At 32.6% G+C, this 12,869-nt stretch carries 15 protein-coding genes; 8 read left to right on the top strand and 7 right to left on the bottom strand.

Annotation, left to right across the window (positions count from 1 at the left end):
* Positions 1-16 precede the first annotated feature (16 nt).
* The 6 genes from BST92_RS00625 to BST92_RS00650 all read left to right on the top strand — a co-directional run bounded on the left by BST92_RS00625 (position 17) and on the right by BST92_RS00650 (position 4,366).
* Complete coding sequence (locus BST92_RS00625) at positions 17-880, top strand: MBL fold metallo-hydrolase (protein ID WP_211292407.1); 864 nt, start codon at positions 17-19, stop codon at positions 878-880.
* A gap of 20 nt (positions 881-900) precedes the next feature.
* Positions 901-1,815, top strand: a complete 915-nt coding sequence (locus BST92_RS00630) for a patatin-like phospholipase family protein (RefSeq protein WP_105069720.1) — start codon at positions 901-903, stop codon at positions 1,813-1,815.
* Between the two features lie 251 nt (positions 1,816-2,066).
* Positions 2,067-2,702, top strand: coding sequence for a peroxiredoxin (locus BST92_RS00635; RefSeq protein WP_105069721.1), 636 nt, complete (start codon positions 2,067-2,069; stop codon positions 2,700-2,702).
* 75 nt (positions 2,703-2,777) lie between these two features.
* Positions 2,778-3,089, top strand: coding sequence for a thioredoxin family protein (locus tag BST92_RS00640; RefSeq protein WP_105069722.1), 312 nt, complete (start codon positions 2,778-2,780; stop codon positions 3,087-3,089).
* Entirely contained in the window at positions 3,070-3,318 is a 249-nt protein-coding gene (locus BST92_RS00645) for a DUF6952 family protein (protein WP_105069723.1), read from the top strand. The genes BST92_RS00640 and BST92_RS00645 overlap by 20 nt, the downstream gene beginning before the upstream one ends.
* 160 nt (positions 3,319-3,478) lie before the next feature.
* Positions 3,479-4,366, top strand: coding sequence for a DUF6268 family outer membrane beta-barrel protein (locus tag BST92_RS00650; protein ID WP_105069724.1), 888 nt, complete (start codon positions 3,479-3,481; stop codon positions 4,364-4,366).
* Between the two features lie 54 nt (positions 4,367-4,420).
* On the opposite strand, the gene BST92_RS00655 is transcribed toward BST92_RS00650, so the two are convergent.
* The gene (locus BST92_RS00655) at positions 4,421-4,978 is read right to left on the bottom strand and encodes a hypothetical protein (protein WP_245910823.1); all 558 of its coding nucleotides are present in this window, start codon (positions 4,976-4,978) and stop codon (positions 4,421-4,423) included.
* A gap of 107 nt (positions 4,979-5,085) precedes the next feature.
* Here BST92_RS00655 and BST92_RS00660 point away from each other — a divergent pair, with 107 nt between their 5' ends.
* Both BST92_RS00660 and BST92_RS14955 read left to right on the top strand, forming a co-directional pair.
* On the top strand, positions 5,086-5,796 hold the full coding sequence (locus BST92_RS00660; RefSeq protein WP_105069725.1) for a DUF4197 domain-containing protein: 711 nt from the start codon (positions 5,086-5,088) through the stop codon (positions 5,794-5,796).
* 360 nt (positions 5,797-6,156) lie between these two features.
* The gene (locus BST92_RS14955) at positions 6,157-6,327 is read left to right on the top strand and encodes a hypothetical protein (RefSeq protein ID WP_170061684.1); all 171 of its coding nucleotides are present in this window, start codon (positions 6,157-6,159) and stop codon (positions 6,325-6,327) included.
* Here BST92_RS14955 and BST92_RS00665 read toward each other — a convergent pair.
* The 6 genes from BST92_RS00665 to BST92_RS00690 all read right to left on the bottom strand — a co-directional run bounded on the left by BST92_RS00665 (position 6,320) and on the right by BST92_RS00690 (position 12,836).
* Positions 6,320-7,120: a helical backbone metal receptor gene (locus BST92_RS00665; RefSeq protein WP_105069726.1), complete on the bottom strand. Its 801-nt coding sequence runs from the start codon at positions 7,118-7,120 to the stop codon at positions 6,320-6,322. The genes BST92_RS14955 and BST92_RS00665 overlap by 8 nt on opposite strands.
* Positions 7,120-7,272 (bottom strand): SsrA-binding protein, encoded by a 153-nt coding sequence (locus BST92_RS00670; protein WP_105069727.1) that lies wholly within the window; start codon positions 7,270-7,272, stop codon positions 7,120-7,122. The genes BST92_RS00665 and BST92_RS00670 overlap by 1 nt, the downstream gene beginning before the upstream one ends.
* 99 nt (positions 7,273-7,371) lie before the next feature.
* Complete coding sequence (locus BST92_RS00675) at positions 7,372-10,206, bottom strand: M56 family metallopeptidase (RefSeq protein WP_105069728.1); 2,835 nt, start codon at positions 10,204-10,206, stop codon at positions 7,372-7,374.
* A gap of 1 nt (position 10,207) precedes the next feature.
* Positions 10,208-10,567 (bottom strand): BlaI/MecI/CopY family transcriptional regulator, encoded by a 360-nt coding sequence (locus tag BST92_RS00680; protein WP_105069729.1) that lies wholly within the window; start codon positions 10,565-10,567, stop codon positions 10,208-10,210.
* A gap of 161 nt (positions 10,568-10,728) precedes the next feature.
* Positions 10,729-12,231 carry a hypothetical protein gene (locus BST92_RS00685; protein ID WP_105069730.1) on the bottom strand — a complete coding sequence of 501 codons (1,503 nt, stop codon included), beginning with the start codon at positions 12,229-12,231 and terminating at the stop codon, positions 10,729-10,731.
* Positions 12,232-12,347: 116 nt separating this feature from the next.
* Entirely contained in the window at positions 12,348-12,836 is a 489-nt protein-coding gene (locus BST92_RS00690) for a hypothetical protein (protein ID WP_105069731.1), read from the bottom strand.
* Between the last annotated feature and the right edge of the window lie 33 nt (positions 12,837-12,869).

Consider the following 12,869-nt stretch of genomic DNA (forward strand, 5'->3'; position numbering starts at 1 on the left):
TATCAACACATTAACAATGAAAAATTTATTATCTGTATTTGCACTTTTAAGTATTCTTAATGCTGGTGCACAAGACCGATTTGCAAAAGTTCAAATAACATCTATTGAGGTAAGCGAAAACACTTTCATGCTTACTGGAGCTGGCGGTAATATCATGATTGCCATTGACAAAGAAAAGGTAGTGATGATAGACGATCAATTTGCACCATTAAGTGATAAAATTAAAGATGCCATTGAAGGCATTACAGACTATCCCATTGCTTATTTAATCAATACACACCACCATGGAGATCATACAGGTGGTAATGGAAATTTTAACTCTAAAGAAACAACAATTGTTGCTCACGTGAACGTAAAAGAACGATTGATTTCTGAAGGAAAAGAAGAGAATTTTATACCTGAAATGACGCTGGAAGAAGAGCTTGAATTACAATTACCTACTCAAACTTGTTTATTAATCCACGTTCACAACGCACATACGGACGGTGATACATTTATCTTTTTTGTTCAGGAAAATGTGGTACATATGGGTGATGTATTCTTTAATGCAAAATATCCATATATCGATCTAAAATCCGGCGGATCTATAGATGGGTATATCGCGGCTCAAGAAAGAGTCCTATCTACTATTAATGAAGAGACTAAGATCATACCAGGTCATGGGACATTAGCCAGTTATGAGGATTTAAGAAATAACATTGAAATGTTAGTAGATATTAAAGAAAACATCGCTTCAAAAATTAAGAAAGGTGTTTCTAAAGAAGATATTATCGCAGACACTACTATAACAGCAGCATATGATGCAAAAGGTTATGGAGATGGCTTTATTAATGCAGAGCGTTTTAGAACTACCGTTTACGAAAGCATCACAGGTCAATAAATAGTTTTACAATTTAAACAATGAGAGCATTAGTCATATCTGGCGGTGGTAGTAAAGGTGCATTTGCCGGTGGCGTTGCTCAATACCTCATTGAAGAAAAAAAACTAGACTATGATATTTATATAGGGACATCTACAGGCAGTCTTCTTATTTCGCATCTAGCACTTCATAAAATAGAAAAGATTAAAGAGGTCTATACCAATGTAAATCAAAAGTCAATATTCAGCAATTGCCCATTTATAATTAAGAGAAGTAAATATGGTGTTGAGGAAATAAAAATCAATCACTGGAATGTTCTACGCAATTTTTTAAATGGTAATAAAACCTTTGGTGAAAGCAAAAACCTCAGGAAACTAATCAAAAAGATTTTTACCATTGAAGAATTTAATGAGTTAAAGGCGACGCAAAAAGAAGTCATCGTTACCGTATCTAATCTTTCACTCAATGAAACCGAATATAAATCGATTCAAGAAGTGAGCTATGAGGACTTTTGTGACTGGATATGGATTTCTTGCAACTATATCCCTTTTATGAGCATGGTAAAGAAGGATAATTGCGAGTATGCAGATGGTGGCTATGGTAGTATGGTACCTATTAAAGAGGCTATAGAGCGTGGTGCAACAACAGTCGATGTTATCGTATTAGAGACAGAAGCTACTTACTATAATAGCTTGCCATCAACTAATGTTTTTTCACTACTTACAAGCCTTCATGGTTTTATGATGGATCGTATTGAAAAACAGAATATTGCGATAGGAAAGTTTACAGCAAACCATCACGATGCTATTCTTAACTTCTATTATACACCTACGGTATTAACGACCAATTCGCTCATTTTTAATAAATCAAAAATGACTAATTGGTGGAATAGCGGATTTAAATATGCCGCAAGCACTACAGAAAAAACAAGCGAAATCAAGCCTCAAGAAGAGTAAAGCAAATTACTTCCTTACTCTACTACTCCATCTTTTATAAAATGCACTTTATTTATCTATCCAATTACTGGATTGCATTAGCATGATTAAAACGAATACAACACAAATAACTGTAGACTATTACAAGTTTTACATACTATAATCATAACCTATAACACTATTGTGTTATAAGATTGTAAATCACATTTAAAAACGGCCATTCTAAACTATTTTTGCACTCTGAAAAACAACACAATTTAAAACTAACAACAATGGCAATAGTAGGAAGACAGTTTCCAAGTATCGATGTAGATGCAATGAACGAAATGGGAGATACGTTTAAATTAAACGTTCTTGAAGAAGCAAAAAATAAGAATAAGAAAGTATTACTTTTTTGGTATCCTAAAGATTTCACTTTTGTATGCCCTACTGAGTTACATGCTTTTCAAACTGCTTTAGGTGAATTTGAAAAGAGAAATACTATCGTAATAGGTGCATCATGTGATACTCCAGAAGTACACTTTGCATGGTTAAATACTGCAAAAGACGATGGTGGAATTGAAGGTGTAACTTACCCAATTCTTGCAGACTCTAACCGTAATCTTGCAAACATGCTAGATATACTAGATGTAGAAGAAGAGTACAATGATGATTTAGAAGGATATATCCTTAAAGGTGATAATGTAACCTTCCGTGCTACATACCTTATTGATGAAGAAGGTACGGTATTTCATGAAGGTGTGAACCACATGCCAGTAGGTCGTAACGTAAATGAATTCTTAAGAATGATTGATGCTTACACTCACGTACAAAAGAATGGTGAGGTTTGTCCTGCAAACTGGGAAGAAGGAAAAGATGCAATGAGTGCTGACCGTAAAAGTACAGCTGCATACCTATCTCAAAACTAATTTATCAATAATATAGAAACACAACAAGTGGTTTCTTAAACTTACTTGTTGTGTTTTTTTATACCATAGTATCATATGCAAACTTTAGAACAAGATAACCTACAGGAAATCGTTGCAAACAACGATACTGTAATAGTACAATATATGGCTAGCTGGTGCGGAAACTGCCGCCTAATGAAGCCTAAGTTTAAAAAACTAGCTGCCGAAAATGAGAATACGACATTCTTAATAGTAGACGCAGAAAAGTTCCCAGAATCACGTAAAATGGCAACTGTAGATAACCTACCTACGTTTGCAACATTTAAAGGCGGCTCTTTTGTAAATCAAGTACAAACTAACAAGTTTGAAAACCTTAAAGAATTAGTACATGAAGTTACCAATAATTAGACATCTACAAAAAGGTACTACTCCAGATCAATTAGAGGCTACTCTAGAGGTTTTAGAGCATTTCTCTGAACATAGATCTGTAACTGATGAAGAAATGGATGTTGTAGGTGAATTAATCACTAACATCTGTGGTGCCTTAGAAGTACACGCTAATGTAGCACAAGGCATGAGTGGCATAGAAGCGGCAAATGCTTTTGCTCAAAAAGTTATGGGCTCAATAGACCAGTAACGTTTAACAATCTTATTAAAACACCTCAAAACACTTAACACTTTGAGGTGTTTTTATTCATTATATTATCGATTAAGCAATAATTTGATAATAAAAATGAATTTTTCATTATTTCTAGTTTCTGTTTTAATATTTTTGATTTTAACATATCCCTATTTATATGAAAAATCAATTAACTTTTATGGTTGCTCTTCTAGGATTAAGCATAGCAACGGCACAAAACTACTTAGACATTGCCCGTATTAATGTCTCTAACACAACACTAGAAGATTTAGAACAAACTCACGAGACTAACATTACTAATGTAAATCTCGAGTTTCTTCTCCCTACTCCTATTAATGATAAAACAATTTTAATAACAGGCCTGACAGCTGAGAATTCGAGTCTTGTATTAAGCAATGGACTATCTAGAGAAAATTTAATAATGACGAGATTAAATTTAGGAGCTAAGGTCTATCATTCTAAAAAATGGACTGGAACCTATTTATTATTACCTAAGATTGCTTCTAATCTTAATGAAGTTGCAAGTCAAGATTTTCAAATAGGTGCTATCGCTTTATTAGAGTATCGTCACAAAAACAGATTTAGAACAAAGTACGGTTTGTACAGTTCATCAGAAGAGTTTGGTACCATCATTACACCCTTATTAGGAGTTTACTATAGAACACCAAATAATAAATTTTACATAGATGCCGCATTTCCTATACGCATGGAAGCTAACTACAATCTCACCAAAAAATTAAGTTTAGGAGCAGATTTGCGTACATCTGTAAAATCATACAATCTAGGATTAACTGATCGTTATGTACAAGAAGAATCCATACGCGGTGGTTTATATGCCTCTTACTCTTTAATGGATGATAAACTCATATTGAGAGCCAAGGCAGGCCTAGACACTACAGATTATGGCCTTTATAATTCTGGTGACAGGATAGGCGCACAAATCTTAACAATACAAGTTAATGGAGATGATCGAGCACGTCTAAATAATGAATTTGATAGCAGTGTATATTTTGGCTTTGATGCGATATATAGACTTAATCTATAAATTAATATACACCGTATAATTTAAACACCTTATACTTCAAAAGTTAAGGTGTTTTTATTTTAATATTTTTCTATCAGGTCTTTGGTCACTTCTTCTTAAGTAAACTGCTGTTACCACTTCTGCATCATCTATAGCTTCATCTTCCATAAGCATGGTTGTATGTGAATGACCTTGCGCTATTAATAAATCTGCATTTGCGTCATTTCCTAAAATGGTCTTCTTACTTTGGATTGAAGTCAGAAAAATTAAAGTAAAGAAGTGGCTTCCTTTTCTTATTGTAAAAAATTTATCCTTTGGCCTTCCAGTAAGCGTCATCTTATCTATTAAAAAATCATCTTGATAAAGCTCAGCCGTTATTTCATTTCCTTCAATATAGGATAAAAAGACTTGATTTCCCTCAGCGATATTTTGCTTTTTATCTTTGTTATGAAGACACAAGTCGTTCCACAGACTATTTTGATCATCTCCTTCTATTCTATTTTCATAAAGTCCAGTTAGCGCGCTAGGTGTTAAAACCATAGGGTTTTCTTGAATTCTGCTTGCTAGGCTTTTTGAGGTATAACAGCTACTTAATAAAATAGTTATTAATAGAAGTGTAAAACATTGTTTCATAACATCATTTTTTGGTTGTTTATCTGTTATCAAAAAGCATGCTAAACTATTTAGAGATAAAAATCATGTTGCTCATCATATATTTTATCTTTGTAAAAAATACGTAAATGAAAAAAATCATAATCCTTCTAACCATTGCAATTAGTTTTAATAGCTGTGGCAGCCTTAATGAAATAGTTAATAGTATACCATCAAGTAGTGGCGGTGTTCTATCTCAAGCAGATATAGGTAATGGACTTAGACAAGCTCTCGATCAAGGAATTGACAAGGAAGTTTCTAAACTTATGGCTACTGATGGTTTTTATAGAAATGAACTGGTTAAGATTTTATTACCTGAAGAATTACAAAAGGTAGATGATGGTTTACGTAAAATAGGCCTATCAAGTGTTGCAGATGAAGGACTTAAACTTCTTAATCGCGCTGCCGAGGATGCTACAAAAGAAGCTCTTCCTATCTTTGTAGATGCTGTTAAAGGGATTTCTTTTAATGACGCAAAACAAATATTGCTAGGTGATCAACGTGCTGCCACTTCTTATCTTGAAAATGCAACACAACAAGCGTTGTATGCAAAATTCAGTCCTATTATTAATAATAAATTAGGTGAAGTAGGTGCCACAGAACTGTGGTCTGGTGCAATTAATAAATATAATTCTTTACCATTAACTAGTGATGTAAATCCAGACCTTACAGATTATGTAACACAAAAAGCACTAGAAGGTGTTTACAAAATGATTGCTCAAGAAGAGATAGAAATACGTAATAAGGTGTCTTCAAGAGGTACAGATTTATTACAACGTGTATTTGCTCTACAAGATTAAATGTAACAGACTTTTTACAATCAGTTAACCTCTGAAGAAATAATATTATAGAATTTTGCCCTGCTGTTAAAGCGTTATTATGGGTTAGTTAGTAAAGGAAACCGTCTATAGAGATGGTTTCTTTTTTTTATATCAATTCTCACGCAACCATTTAAGATATATGACGTCTAGTAAATGTATGTTTCGACATCAATAAGGGGATTTTAAAAAAGGTTGTTTCAATTGAAGCAGCCTTTTTTTTGAAACTAAGCTGTTTGTGAACAAAATCACAATTGGTATATTGTTAACCGTTATTAACTTTAAATGGGGAAAACAATAGACATACTAGTTTTAATTTTGTTATCTAAATGACAAAGTAAAATGAGTGATCGTACTTTAGATCTATATAAAAAAGAACGTTTATATTGTTCTATGATTAGAAAATCTTTTGATGTTGCATTAAAAGATAGAGATCGTAGTCAGGCGATTCTTAAAAAAGCAGAATTGCTTAAAGCCGAAATTATTCAGCTTAAGCAAGCACTATTTATTTAGACCTCAACTCTCTAATATAGTCGACCGTATTTTTTAAGCGGCTACCATACCAAGAAAAATAAGTTCCGTCTACATGAAGTAATTGTGGACTTTTTAATCCTGCTTTCGCGAAAGCGTCTTCAAATTCCTTCTTATCTAAATCATTAAAAGCATAAGGCTCTGATGAGAGCATAATGACTTGAGGATTTAAATTAACAATGTTTTGAAGTGTCAATTCTGGATAGCGACTTGCACCATCCATCATGTTTTTATAACCACCACGTTCCATGATATCGTGAATAAAGGTATCACTACCAACCGTCATATATGGATCTTTCCATATCAAATAGAGTGCATTTATAGCGCTATGCGACTCTTTTTCAAAATGATTGAAGTTGATTTTGATTCTATTCACTAACGATTTAGCTTTAAAACTAGTTCCTGTCATTTTCCCTAAATCTGTAATCATTTCCATAGCATCATCTAGATTAGCTATATCTGACACGTATGTAGGTGCGATTTCTTGACAAGCTAGAACAATTTCTTGTGTGTTCTCTTCTTTATTACAAATGATAAGATCTGGTTTCACTTCCCAAATACGTGAAGCAATCACCTTTTTTGTACCACCTACCACTTTTATCTTATCAATTAATCCAGCAGGATATTCACAAAATCTAGTGATACCAACTAGATGATCTTCTAGACCTAAATCTACCAAAAGCTCTGTTTGTGAAGGTACTAAAGATACAATACGTAAAGGTCGTTGTGGCAGTTCAACAATGCGATAACATTGGTCAGTGATTGATATAAACATTAGTCAAGTGCGTTTTTAGTAACCCATAATCTATAACCGAAGATCATCATTTGCCATTTACTGGCCTTGCTTAAATCTAATCGACGTTTTGTAAAGCTGGGTAAAATGGCTTTATTAACACGGGCTAATATTTTAAAGAGCTTTTTTCTCATACTGCAAAGGTATCTTATTATCGATAAGTTCAATTCTTTAAATATAAAAAAGCCTGTCTTAATGAAAGACAGGCTTTTTAGGGCTAATTATAATTTTGATTATTGATAGGTGATCATACCATCTCTATTATTAATATGAATTATAATTTCTTCAATACCATCGCTATCGCTCACTTTATAATTGCGACCATTCATATTAAAGCTCAATTTATAAAGTTGACCTATCGAATTTCTTTTTACTGTTTTGAATTCAAAATCGATCCCTAATTTTTTCATTCTGTTCTCATAAGCTTTTAATTGAGAGTCTGGTGTATCGACATTAATATGTATTCGATCATAATAATCAATAGATAATTCTTCTGACTCCTTTCCTGGTATAGTATATAGAATCTTTACTGCATCCAATGAATGGTACTTAACCCTATTCATAATTTTATATTCACCATTGTATTTTGGCTTTGAGGCAAATCTAAACTCTCTTATTTCACTATTGCGACGGTTGTTAATTTCTTGTCTCTTTTCATCTCTGCGTTGTAATAGTTCTTGTCTTCTAGATTCCATTTGCTCTCTGTTAATGGACCTTAAAGAATCTGTTTTTATTGCTCTTCCTTGCATGATTTCTTGTCTCCTTTGTTCGACTTCCATTCTTCTATTACTGCGCACAGAATCCATTTCAACTCGTCTTTGTGTCATTAAATGACTTCTCTCTCTTACACGAGATATTTTTTTAAGATCTTTTCCATCTTTAGTAGTAATAAGTATGACACCTTCTTCACCCTTTAGGCCATATGAATCAGTTGCATCTTTACCTTTTAAAATATTCATAGAGGCAACATTGCTCATGTCCATTTCACCGTTAAAAATGGTCTGGTCAGACTCTTTACCGTTAACAATTACCAATGGTTTCACACCATGGGAATTATTCATAACGATGTAGCTACCAGAGCTTAAATTACTGTTAGGCATTTCAAACCGTGAGTAATCAATATCATCTAAGTCATTTAAATCTGGTAACTCCTGAAAATAATTACCTATAGAATCTGAATTGATATAGATTAGGGATTTTTGAATGTGTGATTCTATAGAGTCAAAATTGATATTCATAAGCTGTAAATCAATTTGACTCTGTAATGAGTCCAAATCGATGCTACTCAACTTTATAGTTTGCATGATGCTATCCACATTAATTTGCGCCAGTTGATGATACTCATCAGGTGATAGGTTCATATACTTAACATCTCCTAATTGATAAGTAGTTTGAGGTGCGTCCTCGCAATTGTTGAGTTTCCAGTTTTTATGATCTCCTTTTATAGAACCGTTAATACATATATGAGGTATTGCGGTATCATTCTTATAGGCTTGTGATATTCTGGTTCCGTCATTATCATCTAGTTCTATTTTAATAGATACCAGCTGTCCTTCTTTATATCTAAGCTTACTATATTTAAAATCAACATTATAAGATTCTTTTAAAAACTTTTTATGCTCTTCTAGAGATTCCTTTGTAGATGAAGGTGTGATTTTAATAAAAATCTTTACATCTTTAGCGTTTACTTCTCTCCATTGAAGGTTTTCATCTTGCTCTATATTTAAATCACCATAAGTCCAATCGTCACCCATTTCAACATGAACTCCATCTTTATTTACGTATAGAGTTTCACTAGAACTATCATCATTTACCCATAGCTTTTCTTTACTAGCTTTAATAAGTAAGATCTTGAAAGGCTCAGTCCCTATAGTCATGTTCTTATCCCATTTTTTACCAGGAAACTTTGTAGATATACTTAGACGTTTTAATCTATTTCTTTCATCACGTTCTTGATCACTAAATTTTACTTGATAATTTGCGTGGTCATTGATTTGTGATGCATACATTTCTAAATCTTCATCAGTAGTCTGTGCTGTGATGTCATAGATAAGCTCCTCAAAATTTTGAACAATAGAATCTGGTTTAGAATTCTTTACCTCATTGATCATATTTAGATCACTGTATTCTTTTAATGAATTTTGAACCTCTAGAGTGGGATCATTTTCTACTTCTAGATACTCTACTTCAGTAACAACGTTAAAGCTGTATAGAAAAACGACAATTACTGGTAATATTAATGCATACTTATATGCGTTCCAGCGTGCACTGGCTTCTTTTTGTAACATCATAATACGTTTTTTAATGAAAGGTGTAAAAAAATTATTGGCTAGTGATGGTTGTAAGTGAAATGCAGCACTACTTAACAAGGTACGTTCATAGCTTATACCTTTTTTGGTTTGAGTTTTCGCTTCGGCATCTGCAATGAATTCTAGGTTCTCTCCTATTTGCTTTTTCAACCACCACGCTAGCGGATTGATCCAAAAAATGGCTCTATATAAATGGCTTACTAGTACGTCAATACTATGCCATTGTCTAGCATGAACTCTCTCGTGATCTAATATGATATCTAATGCAGCACTGGGCTCTTCTTTTTCACTATAGCATATATAATGGAAGAAGCTGAATGGTGTTAGCTTTCGCGAAAGCGTGACCATTACAAATTTCCCACTCTTAACTGACTTACCTGAACGTATTAAACGATACAGCGAGTTGAGCTCTATAATCATTTTACCAATAAAAAAGGCGACAACAGCCAAGTATAGAAAACCAAATAATCGCCAGTAATCAAAAGGTTCTTGTGCCTCAACCAAAGGCTGTTCTAGCATTATTGCCATGGGCGTTGCTACCTGCCGTGGTACATATGAATATTGTTGAATGGGTTGTTCTATATAAACAGTTTGAGTGATCTCTATTAAAGGGAATAAAACAGATGCTACAATACCAGCAAATAGAAACCAACGATTTGCTTGAAAAAAAGTCAACCGACGCAATAAAAAATGATATGTAAGAACAAATATGCTCAGTGCACCAGCACATTTTAGTAAATATTCTATAATAGCTTCCATGTTATTTTTCTTTAGATTCTATCATTTCTAAAATCTCACGTAAATCTGATGCAGATATCTTTTCTTCTTTAGCAAAGAAGGAAACCATATTCTTATAACTATCATTAAAATAACGCGTCATAGCATTATTAACAAAGGTGTTGCGATAAGTCTCTTTATCAATTACAGGATAATAACGATGTGTTTTCCCAAAAGCCTCATAAGCAACATAACCTTTCTCCTCTAGTTTACGTACAATAGTAGAAACTGTGTTGTAATGATTAGTGCCCGATAATTGTGGTACGATTTCTTTAACAAACGCTTTCTTCAACTGCCAAAGCGCTTGCATGATTTCTTCTTCTTTTTGTGTGAGTTTTTCCATAATTACATTTTTATAGTACCATCGCTAAATGATATTCAAACATATAACTATTTTTATAGTTATCAAACTATAAACGTAGTTATTCAACTATTATTATAGTTTATCGCAAAAAAAATCCCGTACTATTCAACAGTACGGGATATAATAAAAAATTTTGTGAATTAGTAAGCTGTCTGCACTCTAGCTCTTTGATGTATTTCATCAATTTGAATTAATAGGACAGGTATTCCATCTTCTCCTCCAAAACTGTATAATTTATCATTAATTTTAAAAGAAATATTAGTGATAATATTTTCAGTATTACTAATGTTTTCAAGAGTCGTAAAATTAAAATTTCTACTTTCCATTTCTAGAAGAATACCTTGTACATCTATTGCTTTAGAATTTTTAGTAATCACAAATTCTTTAGTTAATTGAAAACTGACTACTGCTACCTCACTATCAAATGAGGCTGATGGGTTAAGTAAATTTCCGTCTTTATTAATAAGCATACCGTTACTGTTTTTTAAAACCAACGATAGACCATCAAATTCAAAATTAAAAACCTCGCCCTTAAGAGTGGTCGTTCCTTTTTCTGGAATATCTGACAACGATTTATTTAAAATCATAATTGTCTTACCTAAAGAATCATAGATAAAAGTTTTATCTGCAAAGGCCTTATAGGTACATTGTTCTCCAGAGAAGAACAGTGTATGATCACCTACAATGTCCTCTACACCAGTAGCATTTTGTTGCATGGCTTTTAAAACATAATCCGTGTTTTGTTTATCCTCTTCTATATAATTTTGTGAGTGATTAAAAGGTGCTTCTACTTGTGTAGTATTTTTTTCATTCTTAACAGACTCTGAAACAACTATCACAACAGGTTTTTTAGCACTATCTAATGGTGTAAATTGAGTATTTAATAAAGCCCTAGCTCTTTTAAGAGAATCTTTTCTGTGTTTCGTTTGTTGTGCAATTTCTTCTGCCTTTAACCTTTCTGCTTCTAGTTTTTCTTCTTTAATTCTTTTTAAAGAATCTTTACGTTCATTATAATCCTTATTTACTGCTTGAGAAAGTGTTGAATAGCCACCACTAGATTGATTAAGTCTTGCGCGTCTAGAATTTTCACGGGCTTTTTGAGCAGCTTGCTTTTGAGTATCTGCAACATCATCATACTCTACAGTGATATCTTCTTTTTCAAAAATATCTTTAATGCGCTGTTTGTATTGCTTCAATTTTTCTACACGAGCATTATAAATTTTTTTCTCTTTAGCTTCTTGAACAGGATCACGATATAAGATAGACGGACTATCTTCATCACAAGAACCTGCATAGCTTACTATTTTAGTAACATTATTAATGACGATACATAAATCGTCAATTTCAGAATTAGACTTAATTACAAATTTTGTAGAACGTTGCGTTTTTTCTTGAAAAGCAATTCCTAATGTCATTACCTTTCCATTACGTGCCTTATAAGAAATTAACTGTGCATTGATTTCAAAAGATTCTTTTAAAGTGTCAAAAAATAAAAAGAGATCTTCTTTACTACTACTACTATCTAATTTAAATATGGTTTGATTTACACCTTCCACATCGTCAATAGACATTGAACTAGCGTGTGCATAATTACTTGAAAATAAAACAACTGTAAAAACAGTCATTATTAATCTAGAGAACATTTTTATATTTATTAATTCAGTTTGCAAAAATACATAGTAAAAGATATTAATGATTATTCCCACGATATAGTTACTGTTAAATCCATTAAATACATAACTTTTAAGTTGAACGGTAACTATTCTTTACTCTCTGTTACATTTACTCGATTATTTCTTTCATCTATATCAATTAAAACAAACGTAACAGACTCTAATACATTGAAAACAAATGTCTCATCGTCAATTCTAAAAACCAGATCAGTCAATTGACCGCGATCATTATGTTTTAATTCTAGTAACTCTGTGTCAAACTGATATTGCTTAATTTTAATAAGAATATCTTCAACCTCATTCTTATTAAAAGAGGTTGGTATCTTAAAACTATGAGTAGGCTTAAACTCTTTATTATTAATATCTTCACTATCAACTCCAGCACCTACTACCTTACCTTTCTCGTCAATAAGTTCTCCTTGTAAATTTTTAATAATGAGTAAATTTTCTGTAAATTCATAAATAGCCTCAACACTATTAACAATGACTTTACCTTTTTGTGGTGCGTCTATGAGCTCATCTTCTATGGTTAAAATTTTATTCCCGAAAGCATCATATATAAATGTGCGTCCCATATAGACTTTAAAGCTACACTGCTCTGCATTAAA

Origin of the sequence: Nonlabens arenilitoris (assembly GCF_002954765.1) — a bacterium.
Lineage (GTDB): Bacteria > Bacteroidota > Bacteroidia > Flavobacteriales > Flavobacteriaceae > Nonlabens > Nonlabens arenilitoris.